General features: G+C 53.1%; 19 protein-coding genes, 12 tRNA genes and 3 pseudogenes. 26 read left to right on the forward strand and 8 right to left on the reverse strand.

From position 1 onward, the window contains the following. The first annotated feature begins 26 nt into the window (after positions 1 to 26). The 12 genes from FKP33_RS04960 (at position 27) to FKP33_RS05015 (ending at position 1,063) form a co-directional block, all read left to right on the forward strand. A tRNA-Asn gene (locus FKP33_RS04960) sits at positions 27 to 102 on the forward strand. 1 nt (position 103) lies between these two features. Beyond that, positions 104 to 179 (forward strand) — tRNA-Thr (locus FKP33_RS04965). 3 nt (positions 180 to 182) lie between these two features. Further along, a tRNA-Glu gene (locus tag FKP33_RS04970) sits at positions 183 to 257 on the forward strand. A 4-nt stretch (positions 258 to 261) separates the two neighbouring features. Then, positions 262 to 337 (forward strand) — tRNA-Val (locus FKP33_RS04975). 1 nt (position 338) lies between these two features. Beyond that, positions 339 to 414: transfer RNA gene (locus FKP33_RS04980), tRNA-Thr, on the forward strand. A 13-nt stretch (positions 415 to 427) separates the two neighbouring features. Next, positions 428 to 502 (forward strand) — tRNA-Gln (locus FKP33_RS04985). Between the two features lie 5 nt (positions 503 to 507). Beyond that, a tRNA-Lys gene (locus FKP33_RS04990) sits at positions 508 to 583 on the forward strand. 14 nt (positions 584 to 597) lie between these two features. Then, positions 598 to 680 (forward strand) — tRNA-Leu (locus tag FKP33_RS04995). Positions 681 to 687: 7 nt separating this feature from the next. Continuing rightward, a tRNA-Gly gene (locus FKP33_RS05000) sits at positions 688 to 762 on the forward strand. 20 nt (positions 763 to 782) lie between these two features. Then, positions 783 to 859, forward strand: a tRNA-Arg gene (locus tag FKP33_RS05005). A gap of 25 nt (positions 860 to 884) precedes the next feature. Further along, a tRNA-Pro gene (locus tag FKP33_RS05010) sits at positions 885 to 961 on the forward strand. Between the two features lie 28 nt (positions 962 to 989). Beyond that, positions 990 to 1,063 (forward strand) — tRNA-Gly (locus FKP33_RS05015). A gap of 103 nt (positions 1,064 to 1,166) precedes the next feature. On the opposite strand, the pseudogene FKP33_RS05020 reads toward FKP33_RS05015, so the two are convergent. Continuing rightward, a pseudogene (locus FKP33_RS05020) lies at positions 1,167 to 1,671 on the reverse strand (glutamine amidotransferase-related protein); the annotation flags it as partial. A gap of 50 nt (positions 1,672 to 1,721) precedes the next feature. Beyond that, positions 1,722 to 2,105: a winged helix-turn-helix transcriptional regulator gene (locus FKP33_RS05025; protein WP_141334069.1), complete on the reverse strand. Its 384-nt coding sequence runs from the start codon at positions 2,103 to 2,105 to the stop codon at positions 1,722 to 1,724. A gap of 131 nt (positions 2,106 to 2,236) precedes the next feature. Between FKP33_RS05025 and solA the strand changes: the two genes are divergently transcribed. From solA to FKP33_RS05050, 5 genes are all read left to right on the forward strand, one after another. Next, positions 2,237 to 3,394, forward strand: coding sequence for an N-methyl-L-tryptophan oxidase (solA, locus tag FKP33_RS05030; protein ID WP_181410047.1), 1,158 nt, complete (start codon positions 2,237 to 2,239; stop codon positions 3,392 to 3,394). Between the two features lie 16 nt (positions 3,395 to 3,410). Next, positions 3,411 to 4,493, forward strand: a complete 1,083-nt coding sequence (locus FKP33_RS05035) for a sulfonate ABC transporter substrate-binding protein (protein ID WP_141334071.1) — start codon at positions 3,411 to 3,413, stop codon at positions 4,491 to 4,493. Between the two features lie 69 nt (positions 4,494 to 4,562). Beyond that, positions 4,563 to 5,363 (forward strand): ABC transporter permease subunit, encoded by an 801-nt coding sequence (locus FKP33_RS05040; protein WP_141334072.1) that lies wholly within the window; start codon positions 4,563 to 4,565, stop codon positions 5,361 to 5,363. A 19-nt stretch (positions 5,364 to 5,382) separates the two neighbouring features. Further along, on the forward strand, positions 5,383 to 6,177 hold the full coding sequence (locus FKP33_RS05045; protein ID WP_141334073.1) for an ATP-binding cassette domain-containing protein: 795 nt from the start codon (positions 5,383 to 5,385) through the stop codon (positions 6,175 to 6,177). Beyond that, complete coding sequence (locus FKP33_RS05050; RefSeq protein WP_054800320.1) at positions 6,174 to 7,361, forward strand: acyl-CoA dehydrogenase family protein; 1,188 nt, start codon at positions 6,174 to 6,176, stop codon at positions 7,359 to 7,361. The genes FKP33_RS05045 and FKP33_RS05050 overlap by 4 nt, the downstream gene beginning before the upstream one ends. Before the next feature lie 21 nt (positions 7,362 to 7,382). Here FKP33_RS05050 and FKP33_RS26995 read toward each other — a convergent pair whose 3' ends face one another. From FKP33_RS26995 to FKP33_RS05070, 4 genes and pseudogenes are all read right to left on the reverse strand, one after another. Continuing rightward, the gene (locus FKP33_RS26995; RefSeq protein WP_155615825.1) at positions 7,383 to 7,661 is read right to left on the reverse strand and encodes a hypothetical protein; all 279 of its coding nucleotides are present in this window, start codon (positions 7,659 to 7,661) and stop codon (positions 7,383 to 7,385) included. Positions 7,662 to 7,666: 5 nt separating this feature from the next. Continuing rightward, complete coding sequence (locus tag FKP33_RS05055) at positions 7,667 to 7,867, reverse strand: polysaccharide deacetylase family protein (RefSeq protein ID WP_141334074.1); 201 nt, start codon at positions 7,865 to 7,867, stop codon at positions 7,667 to 7,669. 344 nt (positions 7,868 to 8,211) lie between these two features. After that, positions 8,212 to 8,400 (reverse strand): annotated as a pseudogene (locus FKP33_RS05065) (alpha-amylase family glycosyl hydrolase); the annotation flags it as partial. Then, positions 8,388 to 8,734: pseudogene (locus tag FKP33_RS05070) on the reverse strand (alpha amylase N-terminal ig-like domain-containing protein). The pseudogenes FKP33_RS05070 and FKP33_RS05065, both read right to left, overlap by 13 nt. A 293-nt stretch (positions 8,735 to 9,027) precedes the next feature. Between FKP33_RS05070 and ppc the strand changes: the two are divergent. From ppc to FKP33_RS05120, 9 genes are all read left to right on the forward strand, one after another. Next, positions 9,028 to 11,820, forward strand: a complete 2,793-nt coding sequence (gene ppc / locus FKP33_RS05080; protein ID WP_127607608.1) for a phosphoenolpyruvate carboxylase — start codon at positions 9,028 to 9,030, stop codon at positions 11,818 to 11,820. Between the two features lie 465 nt (positions 11,821 to 12,285). Next, positions 12,286 to 12,843 carry an RNA polymerase sigma factor SigW gene (gene sigW / locus FKP33_RS05085; RefSeq protein WP_155615828.1) on the forward strand — a complete coding sequence of 186 codons (558 nt, stop codon included), beginning with the start codon at positions 12,286 to 12,288 and terminating at the stop codon, positions 12,841 to 12,843. Between the two features lie 80 nt (positions 12,844 to 12,923). Beyond that, complete coding sequence (locus FKP33_RS05090; protein ID WP_054798261.1) at positions 12,924 to 13,535, forward strand: zf-HC2 domain-containing protein; 612 nt, start codon at positions 12,924 to 12,926, stop codon at positions 13,533 to 13,535. 134 nt (positions 13,536 to 13,669) lie between these two features. Next, the gene (cdaA, locus tag FKP33_RS05095) at positions 13,670 to 14,488 is read left to right on the forward strand and encodes a diadenylate cyclase CdaA (protein ID WP_127607612.1); all 819 of its coding nucleotides are present in this window, start codon (positions 13,670 to 13,672) and stop codon (positions 14,486 to 14,488) included. Then, positions 14,488 to 15,756 carry a CdaR family protein gene (locus FKP33_RS05100; protein WP_141334079.1) on the forward strand — a complete coding sequence of 423 codons (1,269 nt, stop codon included), beginning with the start codon at positions 14,488 to 14,490 and terminating at the stop codon, positions 15,754 to 15,756. The genes cdaA and FKP33_RS05100 overlap by 1 nt, the downstream gene beginning before the upstream one ends. 141 nt (positions 15,757 to 15,897) lie before the next feature. Further along, positions 15,898 to 17,238 carry a phosphoglucosamine mutase gene (glmM, locus tag FKP33_RS05105; RefSeq protein WP_127607616.1) on the forward strand — a complete coding sequence of 447 codons (1,341 nt, stop codon included), beginning with the start codon at positions 15,898 to 15,900 and terminating at the stop codon, positions 17,236 to 17,238. Between the two features lie 660 nt (positions 17,239 to 17,898). Continuing rightward, entirely contained in the window at positions 17,899 to 19,728 is a 1,830-nt protein-coding gene (gene glmS / locus FKP33_RS05110) for a glutamine--fructose-6-phosphate transaminase (isomerizing) (RefSeq protein ID WP_054800318.1), read from the forward strand. A gap of 181 nt (positions 19,729 to 19,909) precedes the next feature. Then, positions 19,910 to 20,245: a helix-turn-helix domain-containing protein gene (locus FKP33_RS05115; RefSeq protein WP_127607686.1), complete on the forward strand. Its 336-nt coding sequence runs from the start codon at positions 19,910 to 19,912 to the stop codon at positions 20,243 to 20,245. A gap of 180 nt (positions 20,246 to 20,425) precedes the next feature. After that, complete coding sequence (locus FKP33_RS05120; protein WP_127607688.1) at positions 20,426 to 20,641, forward strand: hypothetical protein; 216 nt, start codon at positions 20,426 to 20,428, stop codon at positions 20,639 to 20,641. 1,122 nt (positions 20,642 to 21,763) lie between these two features. On the opposite strand, the gene FKP33_RS05125 is transcribed toward FKP33_RS05120, so the two are convergent. Together FKP33_RS05125 and FKP33_RS05130 are read right to left on the reverse strand one after the other, a co-directional pair. Further along, entirely contained in the window at positions 21,764 to 21,955 is a 192-nt protein-coding gene (locus FKP33_RS05125) for a hypothetical protein (RefSeq protein WP_127607690.1), read from the reverse strand. Between the two features lie 337 nt (positions 21,956 to 22,292). Then, positions 22,293 to 23,294 carry a 4-hydroxythreonine-4-phosphate dehydrogenase PdxA gene (locus FKP33_RS05130; RefSeq protein ID WP_127607692.1) on the reverse strand — a complete coding sequence of 334 codons (1,002 nt, stop codon included), beginning with the start codon at positions 23,292 to 23,294 and terminating at the stop codon, positions 22,293 to 22,295. Positions 23,295 to 23,305 lie beyond the last annotated feature (11 nt).

Here is a 23,305-nt window from a genome sequence, read left to right on the forward strand (position 1 = left end):
AGTAAATTTATTATCATTCGTAACGTTCCCTGATAGCTCAGTTGGTAGAGCACTCGACTGTTAATCGAGTTGTCACAGGTTCGAGTCCTGTTCGGGGAGCCATGCTTCCATAGCTCAGTAGGTAGAGTGCATCCATGGTAAGGATGAGGTCACCGGTTCGATCCCGGTTGGAAGCTCCACGAGGCCCGTTGGTCAAGGGGTTAAGACACCTCCCTTTCACGGAGGTAACAGGGGTTCGAATCCCCTACGGGTCACCATCATGGAGGCTTAGCTCAGCTGGGAGAGCATCTGCCTTACAAGCAGAGGGTCGGCGGTTCGATCCCGTCAGCCTCCACCATGCCGCTGTAGCTCAATTGGTAGAGCAACTGACTTGTAATCAGTAGGTTGGGGGTTCAAGTCCTCTCGGCGGCACCAGCTTTTATCACAATGGGGATTAGCCAAGCGGTAAGGCAACGGACTTTGACTCCGTCATGCCTAGGTTCGAATCCTAGATCCCCAGCCATGCGTGAGCCATTAGCTCAGTTGGTAGAGCACCTGACTTTTAATCAGGGTGTCGTAGGTTCGAGTCCTACATGGCTCACCATTAAGATCACGCATGCGCGTATGGCGGAATTGGCAGACGCACCAGACTTAGGATCTGGCGGGAGACCGTGGGGGTTCAAGTCCCTCTACGCGCACCATATTGTTGCGGAAGTGGCTCAGGGGTAGAGCATCGCCTTGCCAAGGCGAGGGTCGCGGGTTCGAATCCCGTCTTCCGCTCCATTTTTTTCACTCATGTATATGTGCCCTTAGCTCAGCCGGATAGAGCGTTTGACTACGAATCAAAAGGTCGGGAGTTCGAATCTCTCAGGGCACGCCATTTTCAATTCATAGGATTATTACAACGGGACGTAGCTCAGCTTGGTAGAGCACCTGGTTTGGGACCAGGGGGTCGCATGTTCAAATCGTGTCGTCCCGACCATTTTTTAACTTCAATGTTGAAGCAATATGCGGGTGTAGTTCAATGGTAGAACTCCAGCCTTCCAAGCTGGTAGCGTGGGTTCGATTCCCATCACCCGCTCCATACTTTTAAGCGCCAAAAACCTTTGTATGATGAAGGTTTTTTTTGTTTTTCCAGGGAGCCAAACTTTCTTTGAGGAAAAAATCAGTGGATTTTAAACGTTGGAGACGAACTCGTGGCCCGTAATTTTGCGCTTGTTCTCCGGATCGGACACGCCGGCAAGCTTGCCGAGCAACCGGTCGCGCACGATCTTGACGACCTTCATATCGATCTCCCCGATAAACAGACGTCTCCATGACGCCTTCCGCTTCACCATTGCGCAGCAGGCCGTGGTCAATAAAGATACACGTCTGCCGTCTGTGCGGCTTGAAATCGCCTTCCGCTCTTCCGTACCCGCGCTTGTCCGCACACTCGACCTTACCGTCCAGTTGGTACGACATCAGCTGCATGCCGCAGCAGATATCGAGCAACGGCACGCCCAGCTCGTAAACACCCGGATCGACCTTCGGCGAGTCCTCGCCGTTGACGCTCGATGGACAGCCGGGGAAGACGATACCCTGGGTTCAAACTCGCGTGCTTGCCCACCGACGTCGAATAAGGCAGCAGCTCGCTGTAGAACGCCGAGGTCAAGGATCCGGCACCCGGTCAATTTGGTTGTACAGGCCGCCAATAACCTTCCCTAAATATCCAAATGCGAAAAAAGCGTCAAGATCGGCGGAGATTAAGACTGCTCGGCAATCTGCTCCCAGTTCGGGTCCTTGATCTCCACCTCGTAGCCGACGACAGACTGCTTGTAGTTGTCGCCCCACTTTTTCATCATTTCCAATATAGGGATAATCGATTTGCCGTGTTCGGTGAGAGAATACTCGACTTTCGCTGGATACACCGGATACACTTCGCGGCGAATCAGCAGGTCTTCCTCCAGCTCCCGTAGCTGGTTCGTTAATATTTTTTGCGTGACGGGCAGAAGCATCTTCTTCAGCTCGCAGAACCGCCTTGTTTCCTGTTGACCCAGGTACCAGAGAATCATTGGCTTCCATTTGCCGCTGATAACCGATATCGTCAATTCCTTTTCGCATAAGAACGTTTTTTTGGGCAAGCTCATGCCGTCCCCTCCTGAATCGGTATCTATTTGGAAACCAGGTTTCGAGAAAGTGCGCTATTTCCAAGTGTTCACATAGGAATTATAATTTTAAATATCAGAACTGTAAAGAGGCATCTCGGAGGTGAATGAACATGCATGCCGATTATGACGTGATCGTGGCGGGGGCCGGATCGTTCGGCATGAGCGCAGGATATTACGCAGCCAAGGCGGGTGCGCGCGTTCTGATGATCGACTCAGGCGACCCGCCTCATACCCTCGGCAGCCACCATGGCGGAACCCGGATATTCCGGGCGGCTTATACGATGGGCGCCGCGTACGTCCGTCTGGCTCTGCGGGCTAACGCTCTCTGGCATGAATTGGAGCAGGACTATGCAAGCCTGCGTACGGAGCAGGATTTCAGTTCGGGGCCGTTGTTCGAATGTACGGGAGTCGTCAGTATCGGTCCGATCAGCTCCCGCTTCATCCGAAGCAAGCTTGAGAGCTGCATCGAATTCGGCATCGCGCACCGGCGGCTGACCGCGGCAGAAGCAAGAGAAGAGTGGCCAGGTCTGTTCGTTCCCGATTCGATGGAAGCTCTCTATGAGCCGAATGCCGGCGTACTGCACAGCGAGCGCATCCTTCGCGTCTACCGCGAGCTGGCACTTCGGCATGCCGCGAGGCTGCTCCCCTATACAGAGGCGCTGTCGATTGAAGCGACGCCGGATGGCTATGTCATCCGGACGACGGGCGGAGATTATTACGCCAAGCGGGTATTGGCAAGCGGAGGAGCCTGGATCGGCAGACTGCTTCCGCAACTGGAGGCAGTAACGCCGATTCGCAAAGCGGTCGGTTGGTTCGAAGCTCCCCGCGAACAGTACGGAAGCGGGCAACTGCCCGCATTTATTATCAATAATGGCGGGGATGAGGAGTATTTCGGATTCCCCGACCTGGACGGCGGTGGTCTGAAGATCGGACGCCACGACGGTGGCGTAACGGCGGTATATGGAAATCCGCTGCCGGCTTTCGGCGCTTACGCCGAGGATGAATCAGAGCTGCGCTACGCTCTGAATCGTTTTCTCCCGGACGTCCGCCGTTTGCGCAGCGGGCAGGTCTGCTTGTATGAGCGATCGCCTGGGGAACGTTTTCTGATCGGGGAAGTCCCAGGGAGATCAGGCTTGTGGTTTGCCGGAGGCGGCTCGGGCCACGGCTTCAAGTTCGCCAGCGCGATCGGCGAAGCGTTGGGCACGACACTCGCGTCCGGCGAGACGAGCCCGGAGTTGGATTGGCAAGCTTTCTCATTACATTCATAAGGAGCGTGTATTCACGATGGACTTTTTATCGCAATGGCGATTTTCGAAAAAATCCCGCTTTTCCTCGCTGCTTGCCGGCGCCGCCCTGCTGCTGGTAACCGCTCTGACGGGCTGCGGAAGCGGAGGAGATAAGAATACGCAATCGGCAGCTTCTACAGCCCCTGCGGCTTCGACCGCACCAAGCGCATCCGCCCCGGCGAGTAACTATCCGAAGGTCATCCGGATTGGCTATCAGAAAGGCAATACGCTGAACATCCTCAAAGCGCACGGAAATCTCGATAAGCGGCTCAAAGATCTTGGCATTTCCGTCGAATGGAACGTCTTCCCCGGCGGCAATAACGTCATGGAGGCTCTCGCTGCCGGCCAAATCGACTACGGCAACGCGGCGGACGGCTCAGGCGTATTTGCTCAGGCGGGCGGCAAGACCTTCGTCTACGTGGGCAATGATCTGCCGAACCCGGAAGGTATGGGCATCATGGTGCTCAAGGATTCGCCGATCCAAACGATCACGGATCTGAAGGGCAAGAAGGTCGCTGTCATCAAGGGGGGCAACCACCACTACCTGACGGTGCTGGCGCTGGAAAGAGTCGGCTTGAAGGCCAACGACGTCCAATATGTGTACGTCAAAGACGCTTCCGAAGGACGCGCCGTATTCGAGACGAAGCAGGTTGATGCCTTGGGTTCCTGGGATCCTTTCTTCGCCACCGTGCAAAACGACTTGAAGCCGGTCACGCTAACCGACGGCGCGGATTATTCGCCCAACCGCACCTTCTACTATTCGACCAGTGAGTTCACAAGCAAGTACCCGGGTCTGGTCAAGATGATCCTCGAGGAAACCGATGTCTCCGACAAGTGGGCGAACGGTAACAAAGAGGAAGTTGTCAAGCTGCTGACGCAGGAGCTCGGCATCGACGAGCAGGCGATCCGCACCGCGGTCGGACGGCGCACGTTCGGCGTCGAAGCGATCACGCGGGATACCATCGCGCCCCAGCAGCAGCTGGCGGACGCGTTCCACCGCATCGGTCTGATTCCGGAAAAATTGGATGTCAGCAAGCTGATGCCCGTAGACGTGCCGTGGAAGCCGAATGTAAGCAAGTAAGAAAACTACTATCAGGGTTAATTCCGAACTTAAACTTACCGATGCGGTAAACGGAAAGAAGGGATCTGCATGAAACCGAACTCGCGACAAAATCGCCCGGACTACCGACGTATAGCGGTGGACGTGATGCTCCCCTGGCTGGTTCCGGTCCTGATCGTCATCGCTTGGCAAATTGTTTCTTCGCTTCAATTCGTATCTGCCAAGCTGTTTCCGTCGCCGCTGACGATCGCCGAGGCCGGCTGGAAGCTGCTATCCTCGGGGCAGTTGTCGCATCACATGGGCATCAGCCTGCAAAGGGCGCTGGTCGGCTTGCTGATCGGCGGCGGTCTCGGCTTCCTGCTCGGTGTTGTCAATGCGATCTTTAAGACGTCGTACAGGCTGTTCGATACGACGATCCAGATGATTCGGAACATCCCCCATCTGGCCCTCGTTCCGCTCGTCATCATCTGGATCGGGATCGGCGAAACGTCGAGAGTATTTCTTGTCGCGATCGGCGTTCTGTTCCCGGTTTACGTCAATACATATCACGGCATCCGGAGCGTTGGCGGCGATTATATCGAGATGGGCAATGTCTACGGACTGAAGCCCTGGGAGATTTTCCTCCACATCCTTCTGCCGGGCGCGCTGCCTTCGATCTTCGTCGGACTGCGCTATGCGCTTGGCGTCATGTGGCTGACCTTGATCGTCGCCGAGACGATCGCCACAAATGAAGGCATCGGCTACCTGGCCATGAATGCCCGTGAATTCATGCAAGCCGACATCATCATCCTCAGCATTATTCTATATGCGCTGTTCGGCAAGGTGGCCGATCTGGCGGCCAAGCTGCTCGAACGACGTTTGCTGCGCTGGAATGCAGCTTATCAACCCTAACCAAGGAAGAGGGATGCATATGGCTATCTCAGCTGAAGCGGTCTACCCGGAGGAAGCGCCTCGCGGCAAGTCGGGCGCGAAGATTGAGCTGCGGCAATTGGGCAAGGTTTTTAACGACACCGCAGTGCTTCGCGGGCTGGATCTCTCACTGGAGCCCGGACAGTTCGTCGCTATCATCGGACGCAGCGGAAGCGGCAAGAGCACGCTGCTGCGGCTCATCGCCGGTTTGGAGCGGCAAACGGAGGGTCTGGCGTTCATCGATGGCGAGCCGTTGTCGGGAATATCGCCGGGCACGACGGTTATGTTCCAGGAGGCGAGACTGCTTCCGTGGAAAAAGGTGATCGACAACGTCGGCATCGGCTTGAGGGGAGATTGGCGGAAGCGGGCGGAAGCGCGGCTCCGGCAAGTCGGTCTGGTAGGCCGCGCCGAGGAGTGGCCCTCCGTTCTGTCGGGCGGCCAGAAGCAGCGGGTGGCCCTCGCCCGGGCGCTTATCCGCAACCCCCGTCTGCTGCTGCTCGACGAACCTCTGGGCGCGCTTGATGCGCTAACCCGACTGGATATGCAGCACTTGATCGAGCGGCTGTGGCAGGAGCAGCGGTTCACGACGCTGCTCGTCACGCATGACGTGACGGAAGCGATCAATCTCGCGGATCGCATCATTCTGATCGAAGACGGAGCGGTCGCGCTGGATCTGGCGAATCCGCTGCCCCGTCCAAGGACGACCGCGGATCCGGTGTTCAGCCAATTAGAGAAAAAGGTGTTGGATCGCATCATGAGAATCACAACCGAATCGACTGGAGCTGACGTCATATGAGTGGACTAGAACGGATGTTTATACGAACGCCGGAGCAAGAGGAGCGGTTCTCGCTGATCGGCGAACTGGCCGATACGTTCATCGAAGGGGCCCAGGCAGCTGATGAGAGCAACAGCTTCGCTTACCCGCACATCGATGCGCTGCGCAAGGCTGGTTTCCCGGCTTACACTGTTCCTTCCGAATGGGGCGGACTCGATATCTCCTTGTACGAGTTCGTGCTTCTGCAGGAGCGCTTGGCACAAGGCGATGCGGCGATCGCGCTGGGCATGGGCTGGCATCTTGGAGTCATATTCGATCTCAACGAGAAGCGCCCCTGGAACGATGAAGTCTACGCCGCTCTGTGCCGCGACGTGGTCGAGCGCGGAGCGCTCGTCAACCGGGCTGCTACCGAAGCGGATTCAGGCAGTCCGGCACGGGGCGGCAAGCCTCGTACGACGGCGGAGCGTCTGCCAGACGGCGCTTACCGGTTGAACGGCCGCAAGACGTTTACGACGCTGTCGCCGGTGCTCGACTATTTTATCGTAACGGCTGTGCTGGACGATTCGGAGACGGAATTCCTCGTACCGCGCGAAACGGCTGGGCTGTCGATCGATCCGACTTGGCGGATGGTCGGGATGCGGGGCACTGCCAGTCATGATCTCGTCCTGGAAGATGTGACCGTTCCGGAGGATGCGCTGGTCTATACAGCGAAGAAAGCTTACCATCAGTCTCCCAGTCCGTATCTGCTGCACATCCCGGCTTGTTACCTGGGGATCGCGCTGGCCGCTCGCAAGGAAGCGCTGAAGTTCGCCAAGGCCTATCAACCGAACTCGCTGCCGCACGCTATTCTATACGCGCCGAATGTCGAGCAGCAGTTGGGCCAGATTGACTTGGAGCTATCCGTGAGCCGTCATTATTTATACGCGATAGCCGCCCGTTGGGACGAGCTGCGGGGAAGACCGGAGGCGTCTACGCTTATTCCGGAGCTGGCAGCGGTCAAAGCGTTCGCGTTGCAGACGGCGCAGTCCGTCGTTGACAAGGCGATGCGGATCGTCGGCGCTCACGGGCTTGCACAATCTCATCCGCTGCAGCGTTTATACCGCGACGTACGGTTCGGCCTTCACAACCCTCCGATGGAGGACTTGGTGATTGTCCAGCTCGGGAAACGGGCCGTTAGGGAAGCGGAAGAAACGGAATGGCGATGACCTGCGGGAAGCCGGCTATATTCATCGCAAGCGATATCCAGTATAGGAAGACAGGCCAACGATAACCGGCGTCGCGAGCACGACTGCCGACTGGGCCCACAGGAGCCCTTGGAGCCGATCGTTGGCCGCTCCAGCCGCAGGCGGCGGCCCCTCTGTCTCCAAGCCCTCCGATATCAGAGGAACCTCTGTACCGACTTCCCTTGCCGCTGCGACCTGTCGCGCCTCCGAAAGCAGACCAGCGAACCGCTCCTCCGTCATCGGCCGGACTGCGAGTGATCCGGGGCTACAGCGGAACTGCACCGGCTCTACGTCCGCGTCAAGCTTCGCGAAACGGTAGTCCGAGCCTTGTAGTAACGGATAATCTCGGGAAGCGCCGCTACCGTCTGCTCTCTGTTCTCTCCGCCATGCAGCAGCACGTGCGGCGTCCGTGGAAGCTTCGCGGGAGTCGCTTCCTTTACGATGTCCGCCGCGCGGGCGTTTTTGCGCAGCGTATCTCCGCTGTCCACATTCCAGTCTTCTTCGAGGGGATAATACCAGCCCGTCAAGACGGTTGCCTACGGTCGTTCCACTCGTCAATCGTTCGAAGGTCCACTTTAAGAATCTCGCATATATGGAGGGCTATTGTCACGGTCGGATTAGGTGTCCCATATTCAAGGTTTGGGTAGTGCTTCAAGGAAACATGGATCTCCCGACCATGCTTTGATTGCGAAATCCCCTTTCGTTTGCTTGCTTTCTCAGCTTCATTAGAGGCCACTCCTGATACGTTTGCCTCCATGCTGCCGAAAATGGAAAGTTAATATACCAAATTATAATTGGCATAAAATACTTAGGTGCTATAATATTCAGGCTCTTCTCCGACAATGAACGCGTCCGGCTTTGCATCCTTGACCCTCATGCGAAATTCCCGCCAAAACCGGTGGTCAACCTCGTTGGCCACAGCAAGACGCCAGCCGTCGATGCCGACCTCGCGAATCCAATAATCAGCTCCTTCCAGCAAGTAGTCTTTGACCTCCGGGTGAACCGTGTTTAATTTAGGCACGGAAAGTCATAATAGCCTCCAGACGGGACAGGCAGCTCACCATGAACACCCGTTTCCACGAGCCATGCCGTTTCATCGGCCGCACTTACCCGATACCCGTAGGAAAATCGTTTAAAAGCGGGCTTTACTGCGGTTTCCCAGTAATCGAACCGTGCATCCGAAGCGATGAGCGTCATGTTCTGCTCGATGTAAGTCAAATCCCACTCGACTTGTCCCCCGCGATAAGCACTGCTTCCTCGACATCGCCGCGCTTCGTCCGCAGCCGGATGGTCCTCGTCATAACGCATAACCCCAAATTATTGCGAGTCGCGTGATACAGACATTCCCGCAGCATAGCAGCCCCCTGCGTTCATCGTATATGAAATCACTACGGACTTATGAAACCGAAGATCGGTGGTTATAAACAGGGAGAATGGGTAAAACATGAAAGTAACCCTAACCAAGCACCTTGAAGACCGTAAGCTTTCCAAAATCATCCTCATCGGAGAACGAATAATTTGGGAGTGCGGGTAATCCGAATCGGAATAAGATGTTTTTTTCGCTTTAGCGCATAAATGGACTACATGCTTGTCCAGGGTTGTGTTAAAATAGAGGTTATGACTTGCTTGTTTAGGATGGAGGAAAACCATGTCGGACTCAACTGCAATTATCAACAAAAACACGTCCAACAATTTGCTGCGCCGAGACGTAAGGTTTTTGGGGCATATTTTGGGCGAGGTGCTTGTGCATCAGGGCGGTAATACGCTGTTTACCATCGTAGAGAAAATCAGAGAGATGAGTAAAGCTCTGCGTGCCCAATACACGCCGGAAATGTACAAGGAATTAAAGGAAACGGTGAGCGGACTGGCTCCGGAAATTCGCCACCAGGTGATTCGGGCCTTCGCGATTTATTTCCAATTAATCAATATAGCGGAGCAAAATCACCGCATTCGCCGTAAGCGCGATTATGAGCGTACCGCCGGCGAGAATGTGCAGCCGGGGTCGATCGAGGACGTCGTGCGCGAGTTGAAGAGCTTGAACATCTCCGCCCCGGAAGTGCAAGAGATGATCTCCGGCATTTCGCTCGAGCTGGTGATGACTGCGCATCCGACGGAGGCGACGAGACGGGCCGTGCTCGACATTCACCAACGCATCGCCAAAGACGTGGAGGAGCTCGATAATCCGAATCTCACATTCCGTGAACGGGAGCAGCTTCGCGAGCAGTTGCTCGGTGAAGTCATCACCCTCTGGCAGACCGATGAATTGCGCGATCGCAAACCGACCGTCATTGACGAGGTGAACAACGGACTTTATTATTTTGACGAGACGTTGTTCGACGTGCTCCCGCAGGTGTATCAGGAGTTGGAGCGCTGCCTGTTGAAATATTATCCGGAGGAATCGTGGCACGTGCCGACCTTCCTCAAGTTCGGTTCCTGGATCGGCGGAGATCGGGACGGCAATCCTTCCGTGACGTCGGATATTACGTGGCAAACCCTAACCATGCACCGCAAGCTGGCGCTCGAGAAATATGAGGAAGAGCTGCGAAAGCTGATGGCCCATATGAGCTTCAGCAAAAATATCGTCGAAGTGACCGGCGAGCTTCTCGACTCGATCGAGCAGGACCGTAAAACGGTAGATTTGTCGAACGACGAAGGCTGGCGCAATGAGAAAGAGCCTTACCGCATCAAGGTGCGGTTCATGATCGAGAAAATTCGCAACAGCGGAAACCCCAATATAGCGGACAAGAAAAAATATACGAATCCGGATCAATTCATGGCCGATTTGCAAGTGATTGAGCGCAGCTTGCGCAATCACTATGCAGATTTCATCGCCGATGCATATGTACAGAAACTGATTCGCCAAGTGGAGCTGTTCGGCTTCCATCTGGCCACTCTTGACGTGCGCCAGCACAGCAAGGAGCACGAGTCGGCGATGACGGAAATTTTAGCCGGCATGAGCATCTGTCCGAACTATGCCGCGCTGTCGGAGCAGGAAAAGATCGAGCTGCTGACAGCGCTGTTGAACGAGCCGCGGCCGATTACATCGCCGTATATCAAATACAGCGAGTCGACGCAAGAGTGTCTGGACGTGTACCGCGTCATTCAGAAGGCGCAAGCCGAATTCGGCCGTGCTTGCATTTCCAGCTACTTGATCAGTATGACCCAAGGCTCGAGCGATTTGCTTGAAGTTCTGGTGTTCGCCAAAGAAGCGGGATTGTACCTGCACGAAGCGGACGGGTCCGTCACCTGCACGCTGCAGTCCGTACCGTTATTCGAGACGATCGACGACCTGCATGCCGCGCCGGACATTATGTCCACGCTGTATCAAATTCCGGCGTATCGTAAAAGCCTGGCAAGCAGGAACAACCTGCAGGAAATTATGCTCGGCTATTCCGACAGCAATAAGGACGGCGGCGTTATTACCGCTAACTGGGAGCTGCGCGTAGCGCTCCGCAGCATCACGGCCGCAGCGAAGAAATACGACGTGAAGCTGAAGTTCTTCCACGGCCGCGGGGGAGCGCTCGGTCGCGGCGGCATGCCGCTGAACCGCAGCATCCTGGCCCAGCCGGCGGACACGGTCGGCGGCGGGATCAAAATTACGGAGCAGGGCGAAGTGCTCTCGTCCCGTTATTCGATTAAAGGCATCGCCTACCGCAGCTTGGAGCAGGCAACCTCGGCGCTCATTACGAGCGCGCTGTGGGCCCGCAATCCGCAGCAAGACGCTTCGGAGGAGCGGTATGAATCCATTATGCGGGGGATCTCGGAGAAGGCGCAGCAGAAGTATCAGGATTTGATTTTCCGCGATGCGGATTTCATGTCGTTCTTCAAGGAATCGACGCCGCTGCCGGAGATCGGCGAGCTGAACATCGGTTCCCGTCCTTCGAAACGGAAGAACAGCGATCGTTTCGAAGACTTACGCGCGATCCCATGGGTGTTCGCATGGACGCAGTGCCGTTATTTGCTGCCAGCCTGGTATGCGGCCGGCACCGGATTATACAGCTACTATCAGGAAAAGCCGGAACACTTGGCCACCATGCAGGATATGTATAACAACTGGTCGTTCTTCCGCGGCTTAATCGACAACTTGCAGATGGCTTTAGCGAAAGCGGACCTGTTGATTGCCAAGGAATACGGCAGCATGATCAAGGACCAGCAGGTCGCGAAGCGTATATATGAGCTGATCGAGGAGGAGTACCGGCGAACCTCCGATTTGATCCTGCAAATTACCGGACAACAGGAAATTCTCGATAACGTGCCGGTTATCCAAGAGTCGATTCGCCTTCGTAATCCTTATGTAGACCCGCTCTCTTACATGCAGGTCGACTTGTTGTCGGAGCTTCGCGCAACGCGCGAGGACGGCGGCGAAGACGATCCGCTCCTGCTGCGCGAGGTGCTGCTGACTATTAACGGCATTGCGGCCGGCTTGCGGAATACGGGTTGATCGACGGAGGATCTCCCGTCATTTTGAAATAACATACGACAGGGCCGGGAGCTTGATTCCATCATGCCACCCGGCCTTTCTATGCTGTGTACCATATAGTATAGACCGCTTTGACGAAGCTTGATGCGTCACCGGCGACGTGCTGCTATTTCCATGTATTTGGATGACGGTGCGATAGGCGCGATCGTTATCCGTCGCCGGCTGAAACTTAGCTACCTGACCGCCGTATTGATGATTATGTCGGAAGTGTGGCTTTTGGTGAACAGGCCCGCGGCGGCGGCAGCTGCGGCCGTGTCGGTGTATTTTCTTTTGCATGAGACTGTACAGGGGGTATAGTGGTTTGGTATGCTGTGCATATTGACAGGAATAGTGAACGCGGAAAGAACGGCGTCGTCCTGAACAATCTGAACGGACCTGGAGCTCAGACGAGGCAACGTTCGGAGTGGAGGTAGATCGGTGAATCATATGGACACCCGGCTCGCCAAGCTCGCCCGAGGCGGGGATCGAGCGGCTTTCGCCGAATTGGTGGAGCTGTATAAAGATAAAATTTATCATCTCGCATACCGGATGCTGCACAACCGCCATGAAGCGGAGGAAATCGTGCAGGAGACGTTTTTGCGCGTGTATACAAATTTAGAGCGGTATGACGATCAGCAGAAGTTCTCCACCTGGATTTACCGGATCGGCACCAATCTGTGCATTGACAGGCTCCGCAAGAGGAAGATCACTTACTCGCTGGATGCAGAGATGAACGACGGAGAAGGCAACGACTGGTATTCCACGCTGGCGAGCAACGATCAAACGCCGGACCAGCATGTGGAGCTATCGGAGACGCAGGCGCAAATTCGCGATTCGATCGATACGCTGCCGGAGAAATATAAGGCGGTCGTCGTGCTGCGGTACTTGCAGGATTTGTCGCTACAGGAGATCAGCGAGGCACTGTCGATGCCGGTTACGACGATTAAGACAAGACTGCATCGGGGCCGGGAATACTTGCGAAAAAAATTGGAAACGCTGATTTAGTTTTTTTGAAACGACTTCGTTGCTGCTGCGTATGGTATTACACGACGGATTAGGGACACAGAAGAAAGGAGTGGCTCAAGATGGATTGCAAGGAAGCCCTCCCTTTGTTGCACGAATACTTGGACGGAGGCTTGAGCGCTGCTCAGTCCTCGCAGTTGAAGGAGCATTTGCTTGGATGTGCGGATTGCCGGGCGCGTCTGCAGGAGTACGAAAAGATGGAAGCGCTGGTCCACGCCTGGACCCCGCCCAGCGTACCTGACGATTTGACCGAGAAGATTATGCGGGCGCTGCCCCCGGTCAAACGACACAATGCGTTATACCGCTTTATTCGCAAGCATCCGGCGGCGTCGGTTGCCGCGGTCTTCGCCATGGTGATGCTTTCGTCCTTCCTATCGACGTGGAATGACGATCAAGTGCTGGCGGTGAAAGGCCCGGATCTGCAATCGGTTGTCATCAAAGGGGACACGGTTTACGTGCCGGCAGGCAGTATAGTGGCCGGCGATTTGACGGTGGAGAACGGGAAATTGCAAGTGGACGGCGATGTGAAAGGCAATGTGGTTGTGATCGACGGTTCGGTGAATTATGCTTCCACCGCACACATCTCCGGTCAAATCAAACAAATCGACGAAGTATTCAGTTGGGCTTGGTACAAAATGAACGCCTGGCTTGCGCAAGTCTCGGACGTTAAATAGATGATGCGACCCCATTCCTGTAATCCTCCCGGTTCTCTTGTAGAGAGGGGAGGGTTTTTTGTTGCAAATATGGTATTATAAAGAAGCACGCTTAGAGAGACAAACATCTGCGGTACGGTTTGGGGGCTAACGCGATGGATTGGATTACGGACATCCGTATTTTAGATATCGTTGATATATTAATTGTGAGTTATGTGATCTACAAACTGATTCTGGTCGTACGGGGAACAAGGGCCATTCAGTTGTTGAAAGGGATTCTGGTCGTTGTCGTAACGTGGGCGTTCAGCTCATGGTTCAAATTGAACACGCTGCAGTGGGTGATGAACCAGATGTTCACGTTCGGTCTCGTCGGAGTGATCATCATCTTCCAGCCCGAGCTTCGGCGCGCGCTCGAGCAGCTCGGGCGCGGCAAGCTGTTCAGCCGGTCGACGCCGGAAGAAGACCAGGACGTCAACCGGAAGATTAACGAGGTGCTGAAAGCGATCGATTACATGGCGCGGCGGAAAATCGGAGCGCTTATCGTGTTCGAGCGGGAGACGGGGCTTAACGATTACATCGAGTCGGGGATTGCGATCGAATCGCACATCAGCTCGGAGCTGCTGATTAACATTTTCATCCCGAACACGCCACTGCACGACGGTGCGGTTATTATACGCAGGCATCAGTTGATGGCGGCCGGCTGTTATTTGCCGTTGTCGGAGAATCCGTTCATCAGCAAGGAGCTTGGGACCCGTCACCGGGCGGCAATCGGGATGGGTGAGGTATCGGATGCGATGTGCATTATCGTCTCGGAGGAAACGGGACAAGTATCGGTGACGATGAACGGGCACATTTTGCGGGATATTAAGGAAGATGCCTTGTTATCGAAAATGTTCGAGGAATTGAAGCCTAAGGCAAAGACGAAGGAAAAGAGCGCGATAAGCTCCATGTGGAAATGGAGGCGGCGAAACTAATGGATCAGTGGCTTCGCAATACGAATGTCATCAAAATTGTGGCGCTGGCAATCGGCATTCTGCTCTGGGCGGTCGTCCGGATGGACGGGGGCTCGGTTACGGGATCGACCGGTCTCGAGATCGTCGAACAGCAAATCGGGAACGTCTCGGTGACCCCGAAATACGACAACAGTACGTTCTTTGTCGAATCGATAGATCCGCCCCAAGTGACGGTCACGTTATCCGGGCGTGAGTCTGTATTGAAGAAAGTGATGAATACCGGCAATTTCTCCGTCGAGCTTGATCTGACGAAGGTGGGGAAAGGGGAGCATGTGCTGCCCTTGACACCGGTCGGCTTTCCGTCGAATGTGACGGTGAAAGTAACCCCGGCTACGGTGAGAGTCGTGATCGATGAGAAGGGGAACAAATCGATGCCGGTTACGATTAACGTCACGGGGATCCCGGGCGTCGGCCTGAAAGCGGGGCAGCCGGTTGTGAAGCCGAAGCAGGTGACGGTATCCGTGCCGAGCCGCATCTATGACAAAGTGGACTCGGTTCGCGCTGATGTGAACGTGGAGAAGGCGACATCGGCCGTAACGAAACATGCCACGCTGCAGGCGTTCGATAAAGACGGCAATGTCATCGAAACGGCGACGATCAGTCCCGCAGTCGTGGACGTCGAAGTGCCGATTACGAGTCCGTTCACGCTGGTGCCGCTGCAGATCAAGCTGGTCGGCGAGCCCCCGCGCGGGTTTGGTGTAGCCTCGGTACGGCAAAGCACCGACAAGGTAACGGTTTACGGGGCGCAGAATGTGCTGGATCGGATGGAGTTTTACGAAGGACCGCAGGTGGACTTGACGAACTTGAAAGCGGACGAGGAATTCACGCTGACGATTCCGCTGCGCAATGACGTGAAGCAGCTGGATCCGGATAAAGTAACAGTCAGTGTGAGCATTGTGCCGTCGGTGACGAAAACGTTGGAGGCCATACCGTTATCGTTCGTCGGGCAGAATGACGGCTTCAATACGAAGGTCGTGCTGCCGGAGTCAGGTCAGCTCAACTTGACGGTGGAAGGCGCGCCCTCGATCATCGAGAAGCTGAAGCCCCAGGATGTGCAGGCCATTCTCGATGTGAGCAACTTGCCGCCGGGCAAGCATGAAGTATCGGTCACTTGGAACTTGCCGACCTTCGTGAAGAAGGGGCCGACGCAGGACTTCAAGGCAACGGTCGAAATCAGTGCGAAAGCAGAAGCGGTCAATCCGGCTGCGGCGACACCTGCCGCGCCGTAGTCGCCGGCCCATTAACAACGGGCTTCGACAGGAGCTTGGATGATTCTGGCTCGGCGTCGAAATTTGACCCTCCGTAACGAATCAGAGATAATGAGAATAGTGTATTGACAGTAGGTATTGGCTTGGGGGAGAGGACAACAAATGGGGAAATATTTTGGAACGGACGGCGTGCGCGGCGTAGCGAATCAGGAACTGACGCCGGAGCTTGCCTACAAGATTGGCCGCTGCGGCGGGTATGTACTGGCCGGTCAAGTGGAGAAGCCGAATGTGGTCATTGGCTTGGATACGCGTATTTCGGGTCCTATGCTGGAGGCCTCGCTCGTAGCAGGATTGCTGTCCATCGGGGCGAATGTGATCCGCTTAGGCGTTATTTCGACTCCGGGCGTAGCTTATTTGACGCGGGCTTTGAAGGCTGATGCAGGTGTGATGATCTCCGCCAGCCATAACCCGGTTGAAGACAACGGGATTAAGTTTTTCGGCGCGGACGGCTTCAAGCTGTCCGACGAGACGGAGCTGGAAATCGAGCGTCTGATGGATGCCGAGCTCGACGAGCTTCCTCGTCCAACCGGAGGCGATATCGGTACGGTGACCGACAATCCGGAAGCGAAGTTTGCTTATTTGGAGTATATCCAATCCACGGTTCGTTCATCCTTCCAAGGCATTCGTGTGGCGCTCGATTGCGCACACGGCGCGGCTTACGAGCTGGCGCCGAAAGTGTTCGAGGCACTGGGCGCGGAAGTCATCACGGTAGGGGCGCAGCCGAACGGACGCAACATCAACGATAACTGCGGATCGACGCATCCGGAAGCGCTGCAGCGCATCGTCGTGGAGCAGAAGGCGCATATCGGGCTTGCCTTTGACGGCGATGCCGATCGCTTAATCGCTATTGACGAGAAGGGCGACGAGGTTGACGGCGACTTCATCCTTAGCATTTGCGGGCATGCGTTGAACCAAGCCGGTAAGCTGAAGGAGCAAACCATCGTCACCACGGTGATGAGCAACATCGGCTTTTTTAAAGGAATTGAAGCGGTTGGCATGAAAGCGGCGAAGACGGCCGTCGGCGACCGCTACGTCATGGAGGAAATGCGTAAAGGCGGGTACAATCTTGGCGGCGAGCAGTCGGGTCACGTCATTTTCCTCGACTATAACACGACCGGAGACGGCATTCTAACGGCGCTTCAGCTGGTGGACACGCTCGTGCAAGCAGGCAAACCGCTCAGCGAGCTGAAACAGATTATGCGTAAATATCCGCAGAAGCTCGTGAACGTGCGTGTCGGCGACAAGAGCAAGCTCAAGGACAATGCCGCTGTAGCAGCGGAGATCGCCAAAGTGGAAGAGCAGCTTGGCGACAACGGCCGCGTGCTCGTCAGGCCTTCCGGTACGGAATCGTTAATTCGCGTCATGGCCGAAGGGCCGGACAAAGAGCTGGTCGAGGCGTACGTACAGCAAATTGCCGACGTGATCGAGCGCGAACTGGTATAACGCAGGGCAAACAAGCGAACATGAGGTCCCCGGGGCTGATTCATGCAGGCATCCGGGGATTTTTGCATAAGCGACGGTGTTTTGAAAACATAATGAAAATTACTTGTTGCACTTTACGGTCAAAATGAATAAGATGTGATTATGTCTTATTCTAAACAGAAAGGTGGGCAGAGGCAGGAACCCTATAAAGCGCCAGAACTGGAGCGGAATGAAGCAGCTTTCAGCTTGCCTGTGAATCGGTCTTAAGTCATCCGTCAGGAGGACTTCTCTTATTTCCCAGACAACGCGGAGCGGGTGGAAGACAGATGAATTCGGCCAGTTGACGAGGTGAAGGTGTTCGAAACATTCGGCGGGGACCTTCCGGTGTGCGATCCGAACCGTAAGTCGAACTACAAATCGTCCGGGTGACCGGACAGACAAATGTTCGGCGGGATCAACGACAAATCGAAAACGAAAGAAAAGCTTCTTTCCATGGGACGCCATCTTCGAGAGAGCCGAGCCGGGAAGCTTTTTGGATCGTGCTGAAAACTGAATATTGTGCGCTGTAAGGGCGCGGATGAAGCTTTATTTCTGCACGAAGTTGAAGCTTCCGTGGGAAACGTATGTGCATCTTTCGAAGAAAGGCGATAGAGCTTTTCTAAATTAGGAGGATCACGACATATGTGCGGTATTGTTGGTTATGTAGGTAAACGGAATTCCCAGAATATATTGATTGACGGTTTGAAAAAACTGGAATATCGCGGTTACGACTCCGCTGGTGTGGCGGTTTATACGAAGGACGGACTGCAAATCAAGAAATCCAAGGGGCGCTTGGCCAATTTGGAATCGAAGCTCGATGAAGCGCCGCTCGAAGGCAACATCGGCATCGGGCATACCCGCTGGGCGACGCACGGCAAACCGTCGGATGTGAACTCGCATCCGCATACGGACAATTCGTCCAAGTTCTCGGTCGTACACAACGGCATTATTGAAAATTATATGCAATTGAAAGAAGAACTGACGGCAAAAGGCCATGTGTTCGTATCGGAAACGGACACAGAGGTTATTTCCCACCTGATCGCGAGCTTGTACGAAGGCGATATCGTTAAAGCGGTGCAAAAGGCCGTAACGCGCATGAGAGGCGCTTTTGCACTGGGCGTGCTGACCGAATACGAGCCGGATAAATTGGTCGCTGTTCGTTTGTCCAGCCCGTTGATTATCGGTGTGGGCGAAGGCGAGAACTTCATCGGTTCCGACATCCCGGCCATCCTCGAATACACGCGCAACGTGTATATTCTAAACGACGGGGAAATGGCTCTTCTGACAAAAGACGACGTTACGTTGATGACGTTGGAAGGCAATTTTATTTCCCGGGAATTATTTCATGTCGATTGGGATATTGTTACGGCGGAAAAGGCCGGTTTTGATCACTTTATGTTGAAAGAAATTTACGAGCAGCCTAAGGCGTACCGCGATACGATGGGAGCCCGGATCGATGCGGCCGCATCGAAGGTTGTACTCCCGGAGATTGGGATGACCCCGGAACAAATTCGTTCGATTCGTCAAGTGCACATTGTAGCTTGCGGCACGGCGTATCATGCAGGCTTGGTTGGGAAGTCCGTCATTGAACACTTGGCGCGCATTCCGGTAGAAACCGATGTTGCTTCGGAGTATCGCTACCGCTCCCCGATCATTACGCCGGAAACGCTTGTGATCGTTGTAAGTCAGTCCGGTGAGACGGCCGATACACTGGCAGCCCTTCGTGAAGCGAAGCGCTGCGGCGCTCGGGTTGTCGCCATCACGAACGTAGTGGGCAGCTCCGTCGCGCGCGAGGCGGACGATGTGATTGTTACGTGGGCCGGTCCGGAGATCGCCGTAGCTTCTACCAAGGCTTATACGTCCCAATTGATCGGGTTCTATTTGTTCGGCCTATACTTGGCTCAAACGCTCGGAACAGCAGAAGCGACTTATATCGAGGAAGTGCTCCGCGGACTGCAGGAGCTTCCGGAGAAGGTTGAGCGCATCCTGGAGCAATCCGAGGCGATCAAGGAAGTAGCCGAGCAGATTTCGACGCATCACAGCTTGTTCTTCATCGGCCGCGGCCTCGATTATGCGGTAGCGTTGGAAGGCTCGTTGAAGCTGAAAGAGATTTCATACATTCACTCGGAGGCTTATGCCGCCGGCGAATTGAAGCACGGTACGCTCGCACTGATCGAGGAAGGCATCCCGGTTATCGCCTTAGCGACGCAAGACGCGCTGTTTGAGAAAACGGTGAGCAACATCAAGGAAGTGAAAGCGCGCGGCGCTCAAGTGTTCGGCATCCACATGGAAGGCGATACCGAGCTGGCGAAAGCCGTTGACGAAGTATTCGCGATTCCGCAAACGCACCCGCTGCTTGCACCGGCGCTGACTGTTGTGCCGCTGCAGCTGCTTAGCTACTATGCGTCCTTGGCGCTGGGCCATGATGTGGATAAACCGCGTAACTTGGCGAAGAGTGTAACGGTAGAGTAAAGAGAAGAGGGGGCACAGCCCCTGTTGTCCCGATGTAAAAAACTCGGAAAGTAGTAAAGAATGTTGGAAAGTAGTTAAGAAAGTCGGAAAGTGAACTTTTTTATCTACATCGAAGAGGGTAGCTGATGGAATATTCTAAGGCTACCCTCTTTAATTTTTGTAGAGAGAGCTGGTGAGATGTATGAATGAAATTGGATATAGAATAAAGTGTATCCGAAAAGAAAACAAACAGAACCAATCTCAATTCGCGAAAAGTATAGGGATTTCCCAAGGTAACCTGAGTGAAATTGAAAAAGGAAATAGTAACCCGTCTGCGGAAACACTAATTTCAATTAGAACCCAATATAATGTGAACCTAAACTGGTTGTTAACCGGAGTTGATTCGAATGATGGGGATACATATGACGACTATTATGAAGAAAAATTAATTGAGGTTTTTAGGAATCTTAATGATTATGATAAAAGGGAAATTATTGAGATTGCACTGTTGAAAGCGAGATTAAGAACTATTGACTAGGCTCAGTAGCGATGGCGAAGGAGTCCTGATAATACTGGTGTCCACTTTAGAAAATGGTGTTCCAAGAAATTAAAGTACTAAGACTGAAAAAATAAAGCGGCGCAGCTAAACCAACGCGCAGAATTTGGCATTGATGGTGTTGTATCAAACCACTGGATTAGAGTATACTATAATAGTATTATGATTGGAAAATTATTGTTTGGTATCCGAATAAATCCAAATGGACAGCCTTTATGTGTTACTATCGGAACAGTTAATTTTAAAGAAGCTCAGATCATTGATCCTGTTGGTATCTTAGCTCAATCAGGAGGGCAAACGGCTGAATCAAAGTCAGCAATGTCCGAATATATTCGTAATCGTAAAAATGGTTATAATAAATTTACCTATAATCCATAACAGCATTATCAAGGCACTCGCTTATGTGGGTGCTTCTTTATTTTTCCTGCCCCCCGCCCGTTCGTCTAAGTCATTCTAGAATATTTTCTTCATGGTGGTAAAAGAAAATAAACCATTAGACTAAAAAAAACTGATAATCTTACTTTTCCTAAATGTTCGAAGAAAATAAAGTTCTAGACTGAGAAAATAAAGTATTTTCTTAGTGCTTAGGTTAAGATGAGACCCCTGTTTAAGCAATACATGCTACTCGCGTATGTCCAATAATAGGTAATTGGAAATGGAATGTAATGAGGAGGACGTAGCCCAAGCGAAGGCGCGGGAAGCGTTCTTTTTATTAAACTAACTGGCAGAATAATGATTGTAAGGATGGAATTATTACAAATATATTGCATTTGTATGGTATAAATCTTAGGATGGTGAATACTCAGTGATGAATCAAGAGTTGATAAATGTGTTTAAAAATAAAGATATTGTGGCTGTTAAATCATTAATCTCTTCAGGGATCGATTTGAATTATTGAGCCCCAGGAACTGGAACATATTTAGATTACTGTTGGTGTGGATTTCGCGAATATGACTTTGAAATAGTAAAGTTGTTGATTAATAATGGAGCGGAACTTAATGATTCACATTGCCCCGCAATTGTTGGTGCAGCTAGAAGGGGGAATATTTAAGAAGTACAATTTGTACTAGACCGAGGAGCAAACATTAATGCAACATCTCATGTCGGAACAACAGCTTTATGGCAGGCTTCTTATCATCGCCAGTAACGCATAAAATGTTTCCGCTCCTGGTCCTCGCATATTTCAAGTACACATCTCTCTTGAGATAAGATGTACAGTACCTCGCGGAACTGTCCGGAAACATTCCCCTATCTTCAATTCGTTTTAGAAACCCCTTTTCCCCCAAGCAATAATAAGAGGCAAATCAAAGTAACGACTAAGATATTCCAGATACGACTCGGTTTCAGGCCAACCGAAGAAGACTTCATTTTCGGGGGGACCATCCACGCGAGAATGAAAAAGAGTTATTTTTTCCTTTGGTACATTATAGCCATAAAGCATATAGAGCAGCGCTGCCGTCGAGTCGTCACCCCCGGAAGCGGCATCGCAGTTACCGAATATTAGAACCCCGCGTTCCCCGCCTCAGCGGAAACTGCACCGAACGGCAGGTCAACAGGCAGCAGATCAAGATCCAGGCAGTCCACGGTTCCGAAGCGGAAGTCGGCGTCATCCGACGGCTGAATGGAACGGATAACCAAACCCGCTTTCAATATAGCTTCCGCCTTTTGCAGCCGTTTGATGTCCCCAATCACAAAAGGTCTGCACTTCTCATAAACAACCTGATCTGACAAAGCTTTTACAATCACTTCGGCCGGTCGGTGACTGCTCCAATCTGCCTATATCCCAGATAACCTTCACATTCCGACCAAGCCGCGAAAACTGCATACCGGAGTCGGAAGCCCCGGTTAAGTCATCGGCAATGATGCCTAATTCGCTCATCCGTTTCTTGGCTCCTCTATTCATTTTTTCGGAAAAACAACATGGCCTCGTTGCTTTCGAATTGCTCCGCAGAAGTTCCGAGGGGTAAAAACATCTCCGGTCCAAAAGCGGCCGGAGATGTTTTTATAGCCCTTGCCATGACCCCGGGATTTATTCTCGAACCATTTTAACCGCCAATTTCATCGCAGTGATCATAGCGCCAGGATTGGCTACTCCTTTACCGGCGATGTCAAATGCCGTTCCATGGGCAGGCGTATCCAATACAACGGGAAGTCCTCCGTTTACAGTGACACCTTTATCGAATCCTATTAACTTCATCCCCGTCTGTGCCTGATCATGGTACATGGATACTAAACAGTCAAACGGGTTTTCCTTTAAACGAAGGAAAATCGTATCTGCTGGAAATGGTCCTACTACGTTAAGTCCTTCTTGTTGAGCAGCCTCAACTGCAGGAATAATTTCCTCAATCTCTTCCATTCCAATCAAACCACTGTCTCCTGCATGTGGGTTATATGCAGATACTGCAATCCTCGGGTTCGTAAAACCAGCTTTTTTGAGAATTACATTCGCGAACCGAATTACTTCCAGTACTCTTGATTTAGTAATATGTTGCGCGACTTCCTTCATGGGGATGTGGGATGTAACTCTTGTTACCCATAAATCCTCTAGGACGTTGACTTCACCGAAACCCGATTTATAGTCAAACAGCGACGCAAGTAAGTGAATGTCGTCCTCAAATTGATACCCGCCTTTATAAAGCGCGCCTTTATTTAATGGAGCGTAAACTACACCATCCAATTTCTTGTTTTGGGCGAGTCGAGTTGCGAGTGTCAAGTTATCGCCTGTTGCTTTGCCGGACTCAGCGGAAAGTTTACCTAACGGTAACGTAAGGGGATCGGTGTTTGCCGTATCTATGAGCCAAGTCGTTTCTTCATTCGGGTCGATCTGGTCTATGCTCTCAATCTTTCTGTATTGGAGCGAACAATTAGCAATTTCCGCCCCTAATCGAAAGACCCTCTCATCTCCAATTAATACCCAAGTAACGTCTTCAAATAAGTCCTGATTTTGCAGGGCTTTTGCCACCAATTCAGATCCTATACCCGTCGCATCACCGTACAGAAGCCCCATCGTAACCTTGCGATTGCCGCTCATTTAATCTCCCC

This window comes from Paenibacillus sp. tmac-D7 (assembly GCF_006519665.1).
GTDB lineage: Bacteria > Bacillota > Bacilli > Paenibacillales > NBRC-103111 > Paenibacillus_G > Paenibacillus_G validus.